This window comes from Pectobacterium sp. F1-1 (genome assembly GCF_025643735.1).
GTDB lineage: Bacteria > Pseudomonadota > Gammaproteobacteria > Enterobacterales > Enterobacteriaceae > Pectobacterium > Pectobacterium colocasium.
On the sequence record NZ_CP104733.1, the window covers coordinates 4734037 to 4754745 of the forward strand.

General features: G+C 50.5%; 16 protein-coding genes, 1 tRNA gene and 3 rRNA genes. 6 read left to right on the forward strand and 14 right to left on the reverse strand.

Going from position 1 to position 20709, the window contains the following annotated elements:
• Nucleotides 1-316: 316 nt before the first annotated feature.
• The 3 genes from dsbA to NAL19_RS21265 all read right to left on the reverse strand — a co-directional run bounded on the left by dsbA (nt 317) and on the right by NAL19_RS21265 (nt 2299).
• Complete coding sequence (gene dsbA / locus NAL19_RS21255; protein WP_263058385.1) at nt 317-940, reverse strand: thiol:disulfide interchange protein DsbA; 624 nt, start codon at nt 938-940, stop codon at nt 317-319.
• A 24-nt stretch (nt 941-964) separates the two neighbouring features.
• Complete coding sequence (locus NAL19_RS21260; RefSeq protein ID WP_263058386.1) at nt 965-1951, reverse strand: serine/threonine protein kinase; 987 nt, start codon at nt 1949-1951, stop codon at nt 965-967.
• A 78-nt stretch (nt 1952-2029) separates the two neighbouring features.
• Nucleotides 2030-2299, reverse strand: coding sequence for a YihD family protein (locus NAL19_RS21265; protein WP_225086316.1), 270 nt, complete (start codon nt 2297-2299; stop codon nt 2030-2032).
• A gap of 255 nt (nt 2300-2554) precedes the next feature.
• Here NAL19_RS21265 and NAL19_RS21270 point away from each other — a divergent pair, with 255 nt between their 5' ends.
• The 4 genes from NAL19_RS21270 to NAL19_RS21285 all read left to right on the forward strand — a co-directional run bounded on the left by NAL19_RS21270 (nt 2555) and on the right by NAL19_RS21285 (nt 6258).
• Nucleotides 2555-3523 (forward strand): IS110 family transposase, encoded by a 969-nt coding sequence (locus NAL19_RS21270; RefSeq protein WP_225086736.1) that lies wholly within the window; start codon nt 2555-2557, stop codon nt 3521-3523.
• Between the two features lie 351 nt (nt 3524-3874).
• The gene (gene mobA / locus NAL19_RS21275; protein WP_225086317.1) at nt 3875-4453 is read left to right on the forward strand and encodes a molybdenum cofactor guanylyltransferase MobA; all 579 of its coding nucleotides are present in this window, start codon (nt 3875-3877) and stop codon (nt 4451-4453) included.
• The gene (mobB, locus tag NAL19_RS21280) at nt 4443-4982 is read left to right on the forward strand and encodes a molybdopterin-guanine dinucleotide biosynthesis protein MobB (RefSeq protein ID WP_225086318.1); all 540 of its coding nucleotides are present in this window, start codon (nt 4443-4445) and stop codon (nt 4980-4982) included. Before mobA ends, mobB begins: the two co-directional genes overlap by 11 nt.
• 70 nt (nt 4983-5052) lie before the next feature.
• A complete protein-coding gene (locus NAL19_RS21285; RefSeq protein WP_225086319.1) occupies nt 5053-6258 on the forward strand; it encodes an ISL3 family transposase in 1206 nt (401 codons plus the stop codon).
• Between the two features lie 192 nt (nt 6259-6450).
• Here NAL19_RS21285 and rrf read toward each other — a convergent pair.
• From rrf to NAL19_RS21340, 11 genes are all read right to left on the reverse strand, one after another.
• Nucleotides 6451-6566: ribosomal RNA gene (rrf, locus tag NAL19_RS21290) — 5S ribosomal RNA — on the reverse strand.
• Nucleotides 6567-6698: 132 nt separating this feature from the next.
• A 23S ribosomal RNA gene (locus NAL19_RS21295) occupies nt 6699-9605 on the reverse strand.
• 260 nt (nt 9606-9865) lie between these two features.
• Nucleotides 9866-9941 (reverse strand) — tRNA-Glu (locus NAL19_RS21300).
• A gap of 86 nt (nt 9942-10027) precedes the next feature.
• A 16S ribosomal RNA gene (locus tag NAL19_RS21305) occupies nt 10028-11569 on the reverse strand.
• Together the 16S, 23S and 5S rRNA genes with 1 tRNA gene alongside form the textbook arrangement of a ribosomal RNA operon.
• 428 nt (nt 11570-11997) lie before the next feature.
• Complete coding sequence (gene rbsR / locus NAL19_RS21310; protein ID WP_225086321.1) at nt 11998-12993, reverse strand: ribose operon transcriptional repressor RbsR; 996 nt, start codon at nt 12991-12993, stop codon at nt 11998-12000.
• Between the two features lie 3 nt (nt 12994-12996).
• Nucleotides 12997-13923 carry a ribokinase gene (gene rbsK, locus NAL19_RS21315; protein ID WP_039546223.1) on the reverse strand — a complete coding sequence of 309 codons (927 nt, stop codon included), beginning with the start codon at nt 13921-13923 and terminating at the stop codon, nt 12997-12999.
• 71 nt (nt 13924-13994) lie between these two features.
• Entirely contained in the window at nt 13995-14882 is an 888-nt protein-coding gene (gene rbsB / locus NAL19_RS21320) for a ribose ABC transporter substrate-binding protein RbsB (protein WP_005976509.1), read from the reverse strand.
• Between the two features lie 25 nt (nt 14883-14907).
• Complete coding sequence (rbsC, locus tag NAL19_RS21325) at nt 14908-15876, reverse strand: ribose ABC transporter permease (protein WP_263058387.1); 969 nt, start codon at nt 15874-15876, stop codon at nt 14908-14910.
• A gap of 7 nt (nt 15877-15883) precedes the next feature.
• Nucleotides 15884-17389, reverse strand: coding sequence for a ribose ABC transporter ATP-binding protein RbsA (gene rbsA / locus NAL19_RS21330; protein WP_263058388.1), 1506 nt, complete (start codon nt 17387-17389; stop codon nt 15884-15886).
• A 7-nt stretch (nt 17390-17396) separates the two neighbouring features.
• Entirely contained in the window at nt 17397-17816 is a 420-nt protein-coding gene (gene rbsD / locus NAL19_RS21335) for a D-ribose pyranase (RefSeq protein ID WP_039325667.1), read from the reverse strand.
• Between the two features lie 196 nt (nt 17817-18012).
• Nucleotides 18013-18408, reverse strand: a complete 396-nt coding sequence (locus tag NAL19_RS21340; protein WP_225086325.1) for a YgiW/YdeI family stress tolerance OB fold protein — start codon at nt 18406-18408, stop codon at nt 18013-18015.
• A gap of 259 nt (nt 18409-18667) precedes the next feature.
• Between NAL19_RS21340 and qseB the strand changes: the two genes are divergently transcribed.
• Together qseB and qseC are read left to right on the forward strand one after the other, a co-directional pair.
• On the forward strand, nt 18668-19330 hold the full coding sequence (qseB, locus tag NAL19_RS21345; protein WP_263058389.1) for a quorum sensing response regulator transcription factor QseB: 663 nt from the start codon (nt 18668-18670) through the stop codon (nt 19328-19330).
• Nucleotides 19327-20676: a quorum sensing histidine kinase QseC gene (qseC, locus tag NAL19_RS21350; protein ID WP_263058390.1), complete on the forward strand. Its 1350-nt coding sequence runs from the start codon at nt 19327-19329 to the stop codon at nt 20674-20676. Before qseB ends, qseC begins: the two co-directional genes overlap by 4 nt.
• Nucleotides 20677-20709: the final 33 nt, after the last annotated feature.

A 20709-nucleotide genomic window follows, 5' to 3' on the forward strand; every position in this document is an offset into this window, starting at 1 on the left:
GACGATCCTTAACGTAAGATATTGGCTGATTTTGCATGGATCCTCGCAAGATCTTTCTGTGGATAACTTTGTGAATAGTTTTATCCCGTTAATTATTAATCTCTTTTGTTATCTTACGAATTTTTTTTATATTCATTAATTTCATACATTTATAATATAAACTGTTTATTTTTGAGACATGATAAACCGTCATCCAATTTGTGGATATAAATAAACAGATAAATAGCCATTGTAGGTTAGGGTGATATAAAGATAAGAAGGTGAACAGCGAAAAGGTATACAGTCATGCGGGTAAACCGCATGACTTATTAAATAATTACTTTTTAGTAAGGAGGAAATTCACAACGTCAGCGTACTGTTTGGCATAATTATCCATTGAACTGGTATCAAGGCCATCGCTTTTTATCATGTATTTGCCGTTCACGAACACAGCCGGAACACCTCGCAGTTGCAAATCGGCAGCAGCTTTTTCCTGTTGTGCAACCAGAGATTTCACCACAAAACTATTCAATGCACTGTCGTAGTCTTCCGCTTTTACACCCGCAGCGACAAAAACCTGACGAATGTCTTGAGGTTGTTTCACCGTCTGAGTTTTTTGGACAGCATCAAACATCAGTGGGGAGACTTTGTCTTCTACTCCCAAGGCAATTGCCACCGCCCAAGCCTGAGTCAAGTCCTTACCTAATGGCCCCAGAAAATCGACATGGTACTTTGTTAATTTAGCATCAGTCGGAAGGGATTTCTGAATAGCATCAGGAATATGGTAAACCTGAGAGAACTGGTAACAATGTGGACAATAGAATGAGAAGAACTCCAACACCTGAGGGGATTGAGTAGCAGGTTTATCCAGCGTAACATACTGCTTACCATCAGAAAAATCAGCAGCAGACGCACTAAACGCAAACACAATGCCAGCCAGCACAAGCCATAATTTCTTCATAAATTTAACTCTCTCCATTTAATTTCAGTACATTGGCATTAGCTGCAGAGGAGGTTCCTGTAACAGCTGAGTTTGCCCAATAAATATTGCCGTTTGCTTCAACCAAAAATCAGCATCCGTCATCCAGGGGAAATTTTTCGGAAAAGCTGGGTCTTCCCAGCGACGAGCCACCCAAGCTAAATAATAAATCTGTCGCATCGCACGAAGCGGTTCGATCAGTGCGAGCTCTTTCTCCTGAAACTCCGCAAATTCGCTATAGGCCTCTAACAAAATATCCAGTTGAATACGTTGTTCACGTCGGTCACCGTGCAACAACATCCATAAATCCTGTATTGCCGGGCCATTGCGGGCATCATCCAAATCTACAAATAGCGGGCCATCACGCCACAAAATATTGCCAGGGTGACAATCTCCATGCAAACGCAGTGGCCGCCAGTCGCTGTGCCAATAAGTTTCAACTGTATCAATCAGTTGACGGGTTGCCTGTAAAAAATCATGTCGATGTATTTGCGGTATTAACGGACATGTTTCCAACAACCGATAAGGCTCATGCAGATATTCATTTACCCCAATCGTCGGACGCTTGGTGAATAACGCTTTCTGCCCCGTTTGGTGAATCCGGCCAAGAAAACGACCGACCCACTCTAGCTGATCTTCATTATCCATTTCATACTGCCGCCCCCCCACACTGGGGAATACGGCAAAATGAAAGCCTTCATAGACATTCAGTGTCTGTCCATTAAGCAAAACGGGCGCGACAACAGGGACTTCATCTTCTGCCAACTGCTGGGCAAAAATATGCTCTTCCTGAATCTGTGCCGTGATCCACCGTTCCGGGCGATAAAATTTCACCACAAAGCGTTTACGATCTTCATCCGTAAACTGATACACCCGATTTTCATAGCTGTTTAGCGCCGTCAGGCCGGAATCAACGCGCAGCGCAACGTTCAGCAAGGCATCCATGATCAGCTCAGGGAACAGCGTCTGGAAATTAAAGACTGAACTATTCATCGCGGGCACAATAGGTCAGAGACGACGTAAAACATATGCGTGCAATAGTTAGCATCATGAACGTGTTATTCCTTTCCACTAGTCTTTAATAACTCCCCGGGCACGAAGCAAAGCGGTCTTGAAGTCCTCTTCATAGTCTTTCTTCAAACCGGGAATGACTTGTTCTTTATCTGCATCACGCATTTTTAGATGGTAAATAAGGATATCATCAGTCAGTTCATTTAACTGCCCCTCGAACCCCGCCTCCTGTGCAAGGTTTTGTAAAAATTGCACAAGATTTAAATCGGGTTCTTTTTGCCAGGCTGAGTGCAGCAGTTCAATCAACTCATTAACGCGATGACATTTCATTTTTTTCTCCTTAAAAACGATTTGTACTCAATAAATTTCAATATGCAGTAAGTTACCTAAGAGATATTGAGCATATACCCTTGTATCTTGAAGTTTAGATATTATTGACAATGTAAGTTTGGCACGGTTCATGTAGCCTGTTTTACTCTGGGGTTTCTAAGCCCGTTATTTAGCGCATTGCGCATGAACCGCGCCACTCATCTGAAACCCGAACAGTTGTTTGACCTCATTTCGTATTTGCAAGGAGGGGTAAAAATGAGTCTGCCAGATTTACTTCACATCGGTATTGATGTTTCCAAAGCCTCCCTCGATATCGCTATGGGTTCTGCATTGCCGCCCTTTTCCGCCAGTAATGACCTCGATGGCTTTGACGCTATTCAGGCTGAACTGGCAAAACATTCAGTTTCTCTTATCCTCATGGAGGCCACCGGCGGACTCGAAGCTCCACTGGCTTGTTCGTTACAAGCTGCTGGTTTTGAGGTCGTCGTTATCAATCCCCGCCAGGCAAGAGACTTCGCTCGCGCCATGGGATATCTGGCTAAAACCGACCGCATTGACGCCAAAGTATTAGCGCAAATGGCTGAGGTCATTGACCGACATCCTGAGCGTGAACGTTTCATTCAACCCCTGCCAGATATTCAACGTCAGGCTCTGGCCGCTCTCGTCACGCGGCGACGTCAACTCGTTACCATGCTTGTGGCAGAGAATAACCGACTTGCTTCGGCTCACCCTCAGTCCCGCAAGAGCATAAAGACGATCATTAATGCCCTGAAACACGAACTCGCTCGAATTGACCACGACATGAACAAACATGTTCAAAGCCATTTCAAAGCGCTTTCTGATTTACTTGGCAGCGTCAAAGGCGTTGGGACGACCACCATCTCTACCCTTCTGGCTGAGTTGCCCGAACTGGGGACACTTTCCCGTCGGCAGATAAGTGCGCTGGTAGGCGTTGCCCCTTTAAACCGGGACTCTGGGAAAATGCGCGGCAAACGGACAATATTTGGCGGAAGAGCCAGCATACGTAGCGTGTTGTATATGGCCGCGCTTGTTGCCACACGTTTTAATCCGGTGATTAAAGATTTTTATACCCGCCTTGTGAACGCGGGTAAGCCGAAAAAAGTCGCGCTTGTCGCGTGTATGCGTAAACTTCTGACTATTCTGAACGCGATGCTCAAAACGGGTCAGGCTTGGGACAACGATTTTCATCGAGCTACCCCATGAAAAAATGTTGTTCAAGACAGTTGCTAAATAATTCGAGTTTCAGGACAAAACGTTAGCGTTTTGAACAACGCTATGCGTTGACCCGCTAGGGCGAGGCTCATTTATGAGTCTCGTAATGCGGCAAGCGAGGGAATCCCGATGAGCTTACACTGGTAAGTGATTCGGGTGACCGAACGCGGCCAACGCACATGCAACTTGAAGTATGACGGGTATATAGTGATAAAAATAACAGCCTTGCGTACATGAGGAAAGAACTTGGTCTTCTACAAAAGTTTTCAGAGAATAGTGCAGGGTTATCCCTCAGAAACCTTCAGAACAGAGGAAAGTGGGCATAGATAATTGGGAAGTAAAATGATTACAGGGGTTATTCTCGCAGGCGGACGGGCAACGCGTATGGGCGGACACGATAAGGGTCTGGTAGCACTGAACGGTAAGCCGCTATATCTACACGTTCTATCTCGGCTTAGAGCGCAGGTCGATGAGGTTATTATCAGTGCCAACCGCAATCAGGCTGTGTATGCGCAAAGTGGATGCCGCATTATTAGCGATGCTGATACGCGTTTTTTAGGCCCGCTGGCGGGCATTCTAAGTGGACTACATGCCGCCACGTCTGAATGGGTGGTGTTCGTCCCCTGCGATGTCCCTGCCTTCCCCCTCGATCTGGTGCATCGCTTGTGGCAAAAACGGGGGGAAGAAAATGCGGCTTATGCCACTGACGGAGAGCGTCCACATCCCACATTACTCTTAATTAATAAAAATCTTATTGAACCACTAGAGACCTATCTACATCTCGGAAATCGTAAGCTGATGCTATTTATGGAACAGGTTGGAGCAAAAGCCGTTTCATTTAACGAACAGCCTGAAGCGTTTCACAATCTGAACTCACCTGAAGATTTATCTAATTGGGAGGATCAACGCAGTGGGTTCTAATCATCTCCCTTTACTCGCTGTCGCCGCTTATAGCGGTACAGGTAAAACAACGTTACTTAAATACGTCATTCCTCTGCTGATGAATCATGGTGTTAGAGTCGGGTTAATTAAACATACGCACCACCAAATGGACATTGATACACCAGGCAAAGACAGCTATGAATTGCGTAAAGCTGGCGCGGCGCAAACCATCGTTGCCAGCAATCAAAGGTGGGCATTAATGACGGAGACCCCAGAGCAGGAAGAGCCAAATATTTACAATCTGGTAGAGAAAATGGATGCCTCGACTCTCGACCTAGTGCTGGTTGAGGGCTTTAAACATGAAAAGATCGCTAAAATAGCCCTATTTCGCCAATCGTTGGGCAGAGAATTAAGTGATTTGATCGATGAATATGTTATCGCTATTGCGGCAGATACCGAGATACGCACCATACTTCCGGTGCTTGATATCAATCAGCCTGAGCAAGTTGCTGATTTTATTCACCAATGGCTTAAAAATGGTTCATCGCGCTTAAGCGTGAACCAATAGAAAACGGCGGTAAAAGTGGTTAGTTTTGTATTCGCCAAAACACTAACCGACCACTCAACCGCCGTCTGCCATGAATGCTAACCTCTCTTCCCTTTTCTGGGAAGGCTTTACCGTTGACTCCTTTTCCCATTCCTCATCTGATGCGCTGCTTATTACGCTTCGCCCAGACCCCCGTTTTGCACCCCAGTGCCGCCGGTGTGGCCGAAGAGACTGTGCCGTTCATGATGTCTCTGTACGTCAGGTTCGTGAGCGGGATTTGCTGCACTGGCGCGTCACCCTTCTGGTTCCTGTTCGTCGTCTTCGCTGCGCCTGCTGCGGTGTTGCCACCGAACGTATCTCCTGGTTGCCTGAGAGGCAGCGTTACACCTCTACATTATCCGTCTGGGTTGAGTCTCTTAGCCGTCTACTCCCCGTGAAGCACGTAGCACAGCTGACAGGCCTGCACTGGCACACCATCAAGAATATCGACCTCCGCCGTTTGCGTCGGGAATTGCAGGAGCCAGAGCGACATACACTTCGCCGCCTGATAATGGATGAGTTCGCCCTGTTTAAAGGCCATCGCTATGCCACTGTGGTCGTGGACGCTGATACGCAGCAGGTGCTGTGGGTCGGGGAAGGTCGCAGCCGCGCGGCCTTCCGCCCGTTCTTCACCTGGCTGGGACCGGAAGGCTGCGCGGCTATCGAGTCTGTCGCAATGGACATGAACACGGCGCTGGACCTTGAAGTCAGGGAGCAATGCCCACAGGCGGAAGTGGTCTATGACTTGTTCCACGTGGTGGCGAAGTTCGGTCGCGAGGTCATCGACAGGGTGCGGGTTGACCAGGCGAATCAGCTACGTGACAACGCGAAAGCCCGGAAGGTTATCAAGCGCAGCCGCTGGCTGTTGCTGCGTAACGCTGAAAATCTGCCAGCAGGTCATGATGTAAAGCTGGCAGAGTTGCTGGAGGCCAACCAGCCGCTGAACACCGTGTACGTGATGAAAACTGCGCTGAAAGAGCTGTGGTATGCGCCGGATAAGGAGGTGGCCCGGCATCGCTGGGATGAATGGTACAGGCAGTCTCAGGAGAGCGATATAAAAGCGCTGCAGCAGTTCGCAGATAAGCTCAAGGGCTACGTGAGCGGGATAATCGCCAGTGCTGAACATCGTCTGAATACGAGTGTGCTGGAGGGGATGAATAACAAAATCAAGGTACTAAAGCGAATGGCTTATGGATACCGGGATAACGACTACTTCTTCCTGAAAATTAAAGCAGCGTTCCCCGGTAAAGCGCGATGAACCTTAAAAATAACCGTCTGTAGTTCGGAGTAGGTCGCCGTTTACACTAAGCCATTCAGTAATCGGCTGATAGCGGCGATCTTTCACCACAGTATAGAGATTCATGATGGGTCTTCCTGACGGTGTTGTCTTCTCCAAAACGCAGACAGCAAGAAGCCCAGTCTTTCGACTGGGCTTCTTGTTTTATTTGATGCCTGGCAGTTCCCTACTCTCACATGGGGAAGCCCCACACTACCATCGGCGCTACGGCGTTTCACTTCTGAGTTCGGCATGGGGTCAGGTGGGACCACCGCGCTATCGCCGCCAGGCAAATTCTGTTTCATTCCAACCGTCGCACTTCAGTCGCTTTCGCTTCTCTCTGCACAACCATCAGAACCAATCTTCGAACAAGCTGAGTATTGTTTTTTATGAGTCGCCTCACAAAACACCTTCGGTGTTGTAAGGTTAAGCCTCTCGGGTCATTAGTACTGGTCAGCTCAACGTATCGCTACGCTTACACACCCAGCCTATCTACGTCGTCGTCTTCAACGGCCCTTCAGGGGTATCAAGTACCCAGGGAAGACTCATCTCGAGGCAAGTTTCCCGCTTAGATGCTTTCAGCGGTTATCTCTTCCGCACTTAGCTACCGGGCAATGCAATTGGCATCACAACCCGTACACCAGTGGTGCGTTCACTCCGGTCCTCTCGTACTAGGAGCAACCCCTCTCAATCTTCCAGCGCCCACGGCAGATAGGGACCGAACTGTCTCACGACGTTCTAAACCCAGCTCGCGTACCACTTTAAATGGCGAACAGCCATACCCTTGGGACCTACTTCAGCCCCAGGATGTGATGAGCCGACATCGAGGTGCCAAACACCGCCGTCGATATGAACTCTTGGGCGGTATCAGCCTGTTATCCCCGGAGTACCTTTTATCCGTTGAGCGATGGCCCTTCCATTCAGAACCACCGGATCACTAAGACCTGCTTTCGCACCTGCTCGAGCTGTCACTCTCGCAGTCAAGCTAGCTTATGCCTTTGCACTAACCTCCTGATGTCCGACCAGGATTAGCTAACCTTCGTGCTCCTCCGTTACGCTTTGGGAGGAGACCGCCCCAGTCAAACTACCCACCAGACACTGTCCGCAACCCGGTTTACGGGCCCACGTTAGAACATCAAACATTAAAGGGTGGTATTTCAAGGTCGGCTCCATGCAGACTGGCGTCCACACTTCAAAGCCTCCCACCTATCCTACACATCAAGGCTCAAGGTTCAGTGTCAAGCTATAGTAAAGGTTCACGGGGTCTTTCCGTCTTGCCGCGGGTACACTGCATCTTCACAGCGAGTTCAATTTCACTGAGTCTCGGGTGGAGACAGCCTGGCCATCATTACGCCATTCGTGCAGGTCGGAACTTACCCGACAAGGAATTTCGCTACCTTAGGACCGTTATAGTTACGGCCGCCGTTTACCGGGGCTTCGATCAAGAGCTTCTCCTTACGGATAACCCCATCAATTAACCTTCCGGCACCGGGCAGGCGTCACACCGTATACGTCCACTTTCGTGTTTGCACAGTGCTGTGTTTTTATTAAACAGTTGCAGCCAGCTGGTATCTTCGACTGGTCTCAGCTCCATCCGCGAGGGACTTCACCTTACACCAGCGTGCCTTCTCCCGAAGTTACGGCACCATTTTGCCTAGTTCCTTCACCCGAGTTCTCTCAAGCGCCTGAGTATTCTCTACCTGACCACCTGTGTCGGTTTGGGGTACGATTCGGTGTTACCTGGAGCTTAGAGGCTTTTCCTGGAAGCGTAGCATCAGTTACTTCATCACCGTAGTGACTCGTCATCACGCCTCAGTGTTAACGATGACCCGGATTTACCAAAGTCACCCACCTTCACGCTTAAACCGGGACAACCGTCGCCCGGATAACCTAGCTTTCTCCGTCCCCCCTTCGCAGTAACACCCAGTACAGGAATATTAACCTGTTTCCCATCGACTACGCTTTTCAGCCTCGCCTTAGGGGTCGACTCACCCTGCCCCGATTAACGTTGGACAGGAACCCTTGGTCTTCCGGCGTGCGGGTTTTTCACCCGCATTATCGTTACTTATGTCAGCATTCGCACTTCTGATACCTCCAGCAACCCTCACAGGCCACCTTCGCAGGCTTACAGAACGCTCCCCTACCCAACAACACCTGAGTGTCGCTGCCGCAGCTTCGGTGCATGGTTTAGCCCCGTTACATCTTCCGCGCAGGCCGACTCGACCAGTGAGCTATTACGCTTTCTTTAAATGATGGCTGCTTCTAAGCCAACATCCTGGCTGTCTGTGCCTTCCCACATCGTTTCCCACTTAACCATGACTTTGGGACCTTAGCTGGCGGTCTGGGTTGTTTCCCTCTTCACGACGAACGTTAGCACCCGCCGTGTGTCTCCCGTGATAACATTCTTCGGTATTCGCAGTTTGCATCGGGTTGGTAAGTCGGGATGACCCCCTAGCCGAAACAGTGCTCTACCCCCGAAGATGAATTCACGAGGCGCTACCTAAATAGCTTTCGGGGAGAACCAGCTATCTCCCGGTTTGATTGGCCTTTCACCCCCAGCCACAAGTCATCCGCTAATTTTTCAACATTAGTCGGTTCGGTCCTCCAGTTAGTGTTACCCAACCTTCAACCTGCCCATGGCTAGATCACCGGGTTTCGGGTCTATACCCTGCAACTTAACGCCCAGTTAAGACTCGGTTTCCCTGCGGCTCCCCTAAACGGTTAACCTTGCTACAGAATATAAGTCGCTGACCCATTATACAAAAGGTACGCAGTCACCTAACAAGTAGGCTCCCACTGCTTGTACGTACACGGTTTCAGGTTCTGTTTCACTCCCCTCGCCGGGGTTCTTTTCGCCTTTCCCTCACGGTACTGGTTCACTATCGGTCAGTCAGGAGTATTTAGCCTTGGAGGATGGTCCCCCCATATTCAGACAGGATGTCACGTGTCCCGCCCTACTCATCGAACTCACAATCTGTGCATTTTTGTGTACGGGACTATCACCCTTTACTGTGCGACTTTCCAGACGCTTCCACTAACACACAAACTGATTCAGGTTCTGGGCTCTTCCCCGTTCGCTCGCCGCTACTGGGGGAATCTCGGTTGATTTCTTTTCCTCGGGGTACTGAGATGTTTCAGTTCCCCCGGTTCGCCTCATTAACCTATGGATTCAGTTAATGATAGTGTGTCGAAACACACTGGGTTTCCCCATTCGGGTATCGTCGGGTATAACGCTTCATATCAGCTTACCGACGCTTATCGCAGATTAGCACGCCCTTCATCGCCTCTGACTGCCTAGGCATCCACCGTGTACGCTTAGTCGCTTAACCTCACAACCCGAAGGTGTCTTTGATAAATCAAAGTCATTATCGTGCTGTGATTATTTGAGAGACTCATTGACAGACAGAATCATCACAACTCACCCGAAGGCAGTCATGCATATTCAGCTGTCATGTTTCAATTTTCAGCTTGTTCCAGATTGTTAAAGAGCAATATCTTAAACCCTGACTATTGCTAATCAGTTTTAAGATATGAGGTAAGCAGATTACTTACTGAAGACCCCCGCTTTCACCGGAATGGTCGGATGCGCTGGCGTCCCCTAGGGGATTCGAACCCCTGTTACCGCCGTGAAAGGGCGGTGTCCTAGGCCTCTAGACGAAGGGGACACGACACCGTACTTTGTTGACGCTTTTGCTCGTTATTTTCATCAGACAATCTGTGTGAGCACTTCACTCAACGCACATCTTCTTGGTAAGGAGGTGATCCAACCGCAGGTTCCCCTACGGTTACCTTGTTACGACTTCACCCCAGTCATGAATCACAAAGTGGTAAGCGCCCTCCCGAAGGTTAAGCTACCTACTTCTTTTGCAACCCACTCCCATGGTGTGACGGGCGGTGTGTACAAGGCCCGGGAACGTATTCACCGTAGCATTCTGATCTACGATTACTAGCGATTCCGACTTCATGGAGTCGAGTTGCAGACTCCAATCCGGACTACGACGTACTTTATGAGGTCCGCTTGCTCTCGCGAGGTCGCTTCTCTTTGTATACGCCATTGTAGCACGTGTGTAGCCCTACTCGTAAGGGCCATGATGACTTGACGTCATCCCCACCTTCCTCCAGTTTATCACTGGCAGTCTCCTTTGAGTTCCCGGCCTAACCGCTGGCAACAAAGGATAAGGGTTGCGCTCGTTGCGGGACTTAACCCAACATTTCACAACACGAGCTGACGACAGCCATGCAGCACCTGTCTCAGAGTTCCCGAAGGCACCAAAGCATCTCTGCTAAGTTCTCTGGATGTCAAGAGTAGGTAAGGTTCTTCGCGTTGCATCGAATTAAACCACATGCTCCACCGCTTGTGCGGGCCCCCGTCAATTCATTTGAGTTTTAACCTTGCGGCCGTACTCCCCAGGCGGTCGATTTAACGCGTTAGCTCCGGAAGCCACGCCTCAAGGGCACAACCTCCAAATCGACATCGTTTACAGCGTGGACTACCAGGGTATCTAATCCTGTTTGCTCCCCACGCTTTCGCACCTGAGCGTCAGTCTTTGTCCAGGGGGCCGCCTTCGCCACCGGTATTCCTCCAGATCTCTACGCATTTCACCGCTACACCTGGAATTCTACCCCCCTCTACAAGACTCTAGCTTGCCAGTTTCAAATGCAGTTCCCAAGTTAAGCTCGGGGATTTCACATCTGACTTAACAAACCGCCTGCGTGCGCTTTACGCCCAGTCATTCCGATTAACGCTTGCACCCTCCGTATTACCGCGGCTGCTGGCACGGAGTTAGCCGGTGCTTCTTCTGCGGGTAACGTCAATCGGTGAGAGTATTAATCTCACCGCCTTCCTCCCCGCTGAAAGTGCTTTACAACCCGAAGGCCTTCTTCACACACGCGGCATGGCTGCATCAGGCTTGCGCCCATTGTGCAATATTCCCCACTGCTGCCTCCCGTAGGAGTCTGGACCGTGTCTCAGTTCCAGTGTGGCTGGTCATCCTCTCAGACCAGCTAGGGATCGTCGCCTAGGTGAGCCATTACCTCACCTACCAGCTAATCCCATCTGGGCACATCTGATGGCGCGAGGCCCGAAAGTCCCCCGCTTTGGTCCGAAGACGTTATGCGGTATTAGCTACCGTTTCCAGTAGTTATCCCCCTCCATCAGGCAGTTTCCCAGACATTACTCACCCGTCCGCCGCTCGTCACCCAAGGAGCAAGCTCCTCTGTGCTACCGCCCGACTTGCATGTGTTAGGCCTGCCGCCAGCGTTCAATCTGAGCCATGATCAAACTCTTCAATTTAAGATTTGTTTGATTTGCTGAACTCGTCAGCGATGCTCAAAGAATTAAAACTGTTTATTCGTAATGAATTTACTGTTGTTCACTCTTCAAGACTTTTTATATCGTCAAGATACGGTCTTGTGAGTGCCCACACAGATTGTCTGATTAAATTGTTAAAGAGCAGTGCCACAATCTCTCGTGGCGCGGGTCGCATATACTATGCTAATCCGCTTTAAAGTCAAGTCATTGCTGACTGCTTTATGAAATCTTTTTTCTGTCATCACAACTGCGTTTGCGCTGTTGCCGTGTCAGTGGAGGCGCATTATAGGGACTTCTCGCCGCCTGACAAGCGCTAAATGCAAAAAAATTATCGAGTGGGGATTTTTTCAGCAAAGCGCATTAAAAGACGCCGTTATGCCGGATTTTTCGCCGCTAATTGGGAGAAAATCTCACCGTACAGACTGACGCACCATTAATTCCGGCGTCAACACCAGCGCATTAGGTTCAGTATTGGGATGTTCCAGACGATACAAAAGTGTATCCACCGCCAATTCGCCGAGTTCATCCTTCGGTTGGTGAACAGTAGTAAGAGGTGGAGACATATAGCGGGCCAGCTCAATGTCATCGTAACCCACAACCGCCATGTCTTGCGGAATAGAAAGCCCAGCCTGATAAAGCGCATGGTACACGCCAACGGCCATCGCATCGTTACTGGTGAATACCGCTTCAGGTTTATCTTCCAGCGCTAACAACTGCTGCATAGCGCGGTAGCCCGCTTCAAACTCAAAATCGCCGAAAATTTCATAGTCAGCGGGAATGAATAGCCCAGCGAGCTGCATCGCCTGCCGATAGCCTTCTAATCGGTTATAGGCGGTCGTCTTATCTTTCGGACCCGCAATGCAGGCTATCTTTTTATAGCCACGAGAAATGAGATAATTGGTCGCGATCTCCCCACCGAGCAGAGAGTTATCTTTAATAACGTCCATGACGCCTTCAAAAGGTGCCCAATCCATCATAACCATAGGTATAGAAGGATAGCGACTCATCATTTCAGGCAAAGGGCGATGGCTTTCAGTGCACATCAACAGTACGCCGTCGACCCGCTTTTGCAGCAGCGTTTCGAGACTATGGCTCATTCTGTCGCGATCGCCTTCGGTGTTGCACAGAATCAGGCTATAGCCTCGCTCATAACAGCAGCGCTCTACGCCACGAACCACTTCGGCATAAAACGGGTTATTACTGGCAGTGAGCAACATGCCGATGGTGCGGGTCTGGTTTATTTTCAGACTTCTGGCCAGCGCAGACGGCGCATAGTTGAGATCCTCAACGGCCTTCATCACTTTGTCGCGAATGGTATCGCTGACAAAGCGATTGTTATTAATGACGTGAGATACGGTAGAAGTAGAAACGCCCGCAAGACGGGCGACATCTTTCATGGTGGCCAAAGATCACCCCTGGGTTTGCAAAAATGCGTCGATCTCTTCACGCCACGGGACAGAGGGCTGAGCACCCCGGCGAGTAACGGCTATCGCAGCTGCCGCATGGGCAAATTTTACTGCGGAGGACATCGGTTTATTTTCCAGCAACGCGGTAACAAGCGCACCATTAAATGTATCCCCGGCGGCAATAGTATCCACGGCTTTTACACGATACCCCGGAATGCGCTGCCCCTGGCCATTTTCACTTAGCCATACGCCACGGCTACCCAACGTGATGAGAACCGTTTCAATGCCTTTATCGTGCAGAACCTGTGCTGCGCGAGCCGCATCGTCTTCCGTCTCAACGGTAATTCCCGTCAGGAACTGTGCTTCGGTTTCATTCGGCGTGATCATATTGACCAGCGATAACAGTTCATCGGGCAGTTCACGGGCAGGGGCGGGGTTCAGAATCACTTTTGTTTGGTGTTCATGCGCGAGTTTAGCGGCCGCAATAACCGTTTCCAACGGCGACTCAAGCTGCATAAGCAACGCAGAAGCATCAATAATGTGTTGCTGATGACGATGAAGGTAATCAGGCGACACAGCAGCATTCGCACCGGCGTTAATCGCAATCATGTTCTCAGCGTCGGCGTTAACAAAAATCAGCGCAACACCGGTTGTTTCCCCGGAGATAGCCTCGACGGCGGAAACATCAATATTATCCTTGGATAGCTGCTGGCAAATACGGGTACCGATATCATCTTCTCCGACGCAGGCAATAAAAGCGATGTCTGCGCCGCTTCGACCAGCGGCAACGGCCTGATTGGCACCTTTCCCACCGAAAGCAACGCTATATTGCTCACCGATCACCGTTTCGCCTGGACGGGGGAATTGCTCAAGATTGAGAATATGGTCAGCATTAATACTGCCCAGCACCACCAGCTTACCCGTTTTCATTATGTCGAATCCCGCTACGTTAATAATGCGCCACCACAAACGGGTGGCGCGAGCCCTGCTTTATTCTTTAATTATTTTGCTACCAGCTTCAGGTCAACCGGAATGATGGCCTGCGTTTTTTCGCCTTTCAGCACTTTCGCAGCCGTTTCGATACCGATTACACCAATCTGATCAGGACGCTGAGCAACCGTTGCAGCCAGCTTGCCTGACTCAACAGCCTTCACGCCATCCTGAGTGCCGTCAAAGCCGACAACCAGCACATCTGTTTTGCCTGCGGTTTGCAGTGCACGCAGTGCACCTAACGCCATTTCATCATTCTGAGCAAATACGGCCTGAACGTCAGGGTGCGCGGTCAGCAGGTTCTGCATCACGTTAAGCCCTTTAGTACGATCGAAGTCGGCCGGTTGGCTGGCCAGCATCGCGAATTTATTTTTCTCAGCAGATTTCATGAAGCCTGCACCACGCTCGCGCGCGGCAGACGTTCCGGCGATCCCTTCCAACTGAATCACTTTAGCGCCTTCACCCAGTTTCTTGGCAATGAAGTCACCAGCAACTTTACCACCGAAGGCGTTATCAGAAGCGACGTGGCTTACAACTTCACCACTGCTGGCAACGCGGTCCAGCGTAATAACAGGGATCTTGGCCTGATTGGCCATTTTGATCGCATTACCGACCGCATCAGAATCAGTTGGGTTGATGAGCAGAACTTTGGTTCCACGTACCGTCAAATCCTGAACGTTAGCCAGTTCTTTTGCGGGGTTATTCTGAGAATCCAGCACGATCAGCTCGTAACCCAGTTTGTCGGCTTCTTTCTGCGCACCCTCTTTCATTGAAACAAAGAACGGGTTATTCAGCGTAGAAACCACCAGCGCAACCGTATCTTTGGCCAAGGCATTAGCACTGACAGTCGCGCTCAGCGCAACAGCGGAAACCAGAGTAGCCAGCTTTTTCATATTCATAACTCAATTCCTGTGTGAATGAAGGTTATTTACTGCTTTTGTTATCTACCAGAACCGCCAGCAAAATAACGACTGCTTTAACGATCATTTGGTAGTAAGAAGAAACACCTAATAAATTCAGTCCGTTGTTGAGGAAACCAAGGATAAGTGCGCCGATCAGCGTGCCAACGATACGCCCTTTTCCTCCAGCCAGACTGGTACCGCCCAATACCACAGCCGCAATAGCATCCAGTTCATACCCTGTGCCTGCCGTAGGCTGTGCAGAGGACAAACGAGCGACTTCGATAATTCCCGCCAGAGCAGACAGCAGCCCACACAGGGAATAGACAATAATCTTGATTTTATCAACGCTGATGCCGGACAAACGGGTAGCAGATTCATTGCCGCCCAGCGCATAGATATAGCGTCCAAGGCGTGTGTGGTGCAGCATGTACCAGGCCGCCGCGAACACGATAGCCATGATCCAGATGGGTGTCGGAATCCCCAGCGGACGACCGATGCCGAACCAGCCAAATGCATCCGCCACGTCGGAAAAGCCGGTATTAATCGGGCTACCGTTGGTATAGACCATCGTCACGCCGCGCAGTAACAGCATCATGACCAGCGTGGCGATAAACGCCTGCACTTTTCCTTTGGAAACAATGACACCGGTGCCCGCACCAATCAGCGCCCCCAGCGCCAGCGCGCCAAACACGGCCACCAGCGCATTGACTTCAAGCCCGACAATGGAAGCCGCGACCGCACCGGTCAACGCCAGCAGTGACCCCACCGACAAATCGATGCCTGAGGTCAAAATCACCAGCGTCATGCCAACGGCCATGATGGCGTTCACCGACGTCTGCTGAAGAATATTGAACAGGTTGTTCAGGGTGAAAAAGTTAGGGCTCATGGCGGAAACAATCGCAATAAGGATCAGGAGCGCGATCAGCGATTTCTGCTCCAATAACCACTCTTTGCTGAACCAGCGTTTTGCCGCGATAGGTTGAGAACTCATGTCTGACTTACTCCTGCTTTGCGCCGTATTGCTTACCAACGGCCGCAGCCATCAGTACTTCCTGGGTTGCCTGCTCAATCGGGAAATCACCGCTCAAGCGCCCTTCATGCATCACAATGATGCGATCGCTCATTCCCAAGACTTCGGGCATTTCGGATGACACCAAGATGATACTCAGCCCTTCTTCTTTGAATTGATTGATTAACTGATAAATTTCTTTCTTCGCCCCGACATCGACACCACGCGTCGGTTCATCGAGGATCAGGACATTCGGACGCGTCATCAGGCCGCGGGCTATCGCCACTTTCTGCTGATTACCGCCGGAAAGCAGGCCAATAGGCTGCTCCATTGATGGCGTTTTAACGTTGAACAGGCGAATAAAGTCGGCAACCGTCAATTGCTCTTCGGCGTGTTTCAACCGACCGCCCGCATGGCTGAAATAACGCAGTGCAGTTAAGGACATGTTTTCTTTTACCGACATGCCCAACACCAGACCATCACGCTTACGATCTTCCGAGATGTAAACGATGCCGTTCGCCAAACCATCCTGCGGTTTTCGGGTTACCACGTCGCGGCCATCCAGCGTCACATTACCGCCAGTCCGCGGCAGTGCACCGTAAAGAATCTTCATCAGCTCGGTACGACCCGCGCCCATTAGCCCGGCAACACCCAGAATTTCACCTTTCCGCACCGTAAAGCTGACGCTATCAACGCCCGGCCCAGACAGGTTTTGTACCTTAAGGCGAACCTCTCCCGGTTCTTTACTCGAACGTGGGTACTGATCTTCCAGCTTGCGGCCCACCATCATTTCAATCAGCGTATCTTCCTCTAAGTCACTGACCGGACGCTCGCCGATAAACTGGCCATCGCGGAACACGGTAATGTCATCGCAGATTTCAAAGATTTCTTTCAGACGGTGGGAAATATAGACAATGCCGCACCCCTGAGATTGCAACTCTTTGATGACACTAAATAGCGAAGCGGTTTCGGTATCCGTCAGAGCATCGGTAGGTTCATCCATGATGATGACTTTCGATTCAAAGCTCAGCACCTTGGCAATTTCCACCATTTGCTGATCGCCAATCGATAACTCTCCGACCATACGACGGCTGTCGTAGCGCAGATTAAGGCGCTTCAGCAGCTTGTCGGCTTCCGCATACATCTTATTCCAGTCGAGACGGCCAAAGCGGTTGGTAAATTCGCGACCAAGAAAGATATTCTCGGCAATCGTGAGCTGGGGAATCAGGTTAAGTTCCTGATGGATGATACCGATACCTGCTTCCTGGGACGCTTTCGGCCCGTTGAAATCCACCTCCTGCCCCAGAAAATGGATACTACCGGCATCTTTACGGTAGATCCCGGTCAGGACTTTCATCATGGTGGATTTGCCCGCACCGTTCTCGCCCACCAGCGCCATCACTTTTCCCGGATAGACGTTAAGCGCCGCACCGGACAGCGCCTTAACGCCGGGAAAAGATTTCGTGATGCCTTGCAGTTGCAGTAAAGGTTGCATGGATGCCTCAGAACGTTACGCCAGCACAAAGGATGACATTGGCATACGGAGAGCATTCTCCGCTGCGAATGATGGCCCGGCTTTTGCCGCTTTGGGTTTTAAATTCTTCATGGCTGACATAGTGCAATGCAATTGAGTTTCCCTGGTGTTGTTCAAGTTGCTTCAATTGATCGAGTAATGCGTCATGGACTGCGGGGTTCTTCTCAATTATCTCTTCCGCCAGAATAGCGGCCTCAACCTGCATTTCACTGGTGACCACACTCACCACCTGCAAAAACGTCGGCACGTTGTGCGTCAACGCCAGATCGATACGCGTCGTTGTTTCAGGAATCGGTAAACCCGCATCACCAATAACAAGGCTATCGGTATGGCCCAGTCGAGCAATCACGGAAGAAATATCTGAATTCAATAATGCTGCTTTTTTCATCTTTTCACCCCACCAGCGAAACGTTTCGCTAATAACATTCTAGAAAAAGAAGAGAGAAAGGCAACGGAGAGATAAAAAAAATGTGATCGCTATCGAAACGTTTCGCTAACAAAAAAATAAAGAGAACAAGAGGCGGTTATAGAAGATAGAGCAATGACGGGCAAAAGCCCGCCAATAGGGAATTGAGGATAACGATTTAGAGTTTACGAATCTGCTTCACATCCAGTTCGACGGAATTGAAGTCTTTATCCAGTTCCCCCTGAATTTCCACTTTATCAGTGGGTGAAATCATCTGGCCATTCCAGCGCTTGTGATCGATCTCAACCTCCATCGTGCCTGTCGAATCGCGGAACAGGTAGTTCTCATCACCGATTCGTTTTTCAATATTGCCGCTCAGCGTAACCCAACTGTCGTCACGCAGATCTTTAGCCTTATCTACCGTCGTAAGGGAACCCTGCGAATCGATGAATCCCCCTTTATGCGTGCCAACCGCCGGCGTTTCAGGGTTGACGAACCCACCGCCACTTTGCGCGGCAAATACCGGTGCAGAAACCAGAGCGGTAATGGCAAGTAACGCAGCTGCTTTTTTCATATTTACCTTCCTTATTTTGTCTGTCGTTTCGAGTCAACGATTTCGCAGTCAGCCTGCGGGAGTAATTGGTCTTCGGGAAGGATTAAAACAAACCGTTCTTAACAGAATCTTAAGGAATCAGCGTCTGCATTTTTAATTTTTTTTATATTGCCGAAATCGCCCGATTTCAGCGATTTGTCCTGTACATGTCGCCTCCCGATTTCGTATAAAACCGGAAAAGGCGCAAACGCGACAGCAGCACATTTCCTGTGAGGCAGCCATGAGAATATTGTTAATCGAAGACGATCGCCTGATTGGCGACGGCCTGAAAGCAGGCTTAATCAAACTGGGTTTTAATATTGACTGGTTTACGGAAGGCAAAGCGGGTGCCGCGGCCTTGAAGGCTGCGCCCTATGATGCGATTGTGCTCGATCTCAGCCTGCCGGGTATGGACGGAATGGATATCCTGCGCCAGTGGCGTCAGGCTGGGCATGACGAACCGGTGCTGATTCTGACCGCTCGGGATGCGCTGGAACAGCGTGTAGAAGGGCTACAGCAGGGTGCCGATGATTATTTATGTAAGCCCTTTGCGCTGACAGAAGTGGCCGCTCGCCTTCAGGCGCTGATTCGCCGTCGTCACGGCCAACTTCAACCGACATTAACGCACGGTGCGGTTTCCCTTGAGCCGGGATCGCGGAGCGTCACCCTTAACAACGAACCGCTGATACTAAAATCTCGCGAACTGGCGTTACTGGAACTGTTTTTGCTCAATCCAAACCGCGTACTCACACGCGCGCAGTTGGAAGAAAAACTCTATGGGTGGGACGATGATGTCTCCAGCAATGCGGTAGAAGTGCATATCCACCACCTGCGCAAAAAGTTAGGTGGCGGGTTTATCCGTACCGTGCATGGCGTTGGCTACATTCTGGGAGATGCGCCATGAACCGACTCAGCCTGCGTTTACGCCTGATTGCGGGTTTTACGCTGCTGACGCTGATTTGCTGGGGCGTTGCCAGTCTGCTTTCGTGGTATCAAACGCGTCATAACATCAATGAGCTATTTGATACCCAGCAAATGCTGTTTGCCAAACGTCTTGCCACCATGAACCCCGATGAATTGCGAATTCAGTCGACTTCTCTGCCCAAAACCAAAAGTCTGGTACATAAGGATCGAGGCAAGCAGGACGACGATGCCCTAGCCTTCGCCATTTTTACTCGCGACGGGAAGATGGTGTTGAATGATGGTGAGAACGGCAAAGATTTCATTTTTGATTACCAGCGAAACGGCTTTACCGACGGCAAATTGCGCGATGACAGTGACGCATGGCGCATCGTCTGGCTAACAACAGCGGATAATCGCTATGCGATCGCGGTTGGGCAGGAATGGGAATACCGTCAGGACATGACGCTGGATATTGTAAAAACCAACCTGATGCCCTGGTTATTCGCCCTTCCGATCATGCTGGCACTACTATTCTGGCTGGTCACACGTGAACTCTCACCGCTAAAACGTATAACCGCCGAGCTTCAGCAACGTTCCCCCGACGACAGTACACCTCTGGCAACGCAGCACATTCCACAAGAAGTTCGCCCGCTGGTTAACGCGCTGAACCACCTGTTTTCCCGTATCAGCGACATGCTGGTTCGAGAACGTCGTTTTACCTCCGATGCCGCTCACGAATTGCGTAGCCCGCTGGCGGCGCTGAAAGTCCAAACCGAAGTCGCGCAATTGGCGCATGACGATGAAGCCATGCGCCGCCATGCCCTGATCAATCTGGACAAAGGGATCGAACGGGCCACCCGGCTGGTGGATCAACTCCTGACGCTGTCTCGACTGGATGCCGACGCCTCCCCCGAAGGGATGCAGCCCGTCCAGTTCAATGAACTACTGCAACAGGCGGTGATCGCCCACTACCACACAGCGCAAACCGCAGGTATCGAACTGACGCTGGATTTACCGGACACCCCGGTTATCCGACAGGGCCACCCGCTGCTACTAACTCTGCTGGTACGCAATCTGCTGGATAACGCTATTCGCTACAGCCATGAAAGGGGAACGGTAAGCCTGACGCTGACAGCGCGCGGCTTTCAGGTTGCCGATAACGGACCGGGCATTAGCGAGGAGGCGCTGGCAAGAATTGGCGAACGTTTTTATCGTCCGCCGGGGCAAGAGAAATCCGGTAGCGGTCTGGGGATTTCCATCGTCAACAACATCGCTAAATTGCACCACATGCGGGTCACGTTCACCAATCAGCCCGGAGGCGGGCTGATCGTGTCAGTGAATTGGTAAAGGTTCTAAGACGTTACGTAGAGGTAAGATCGA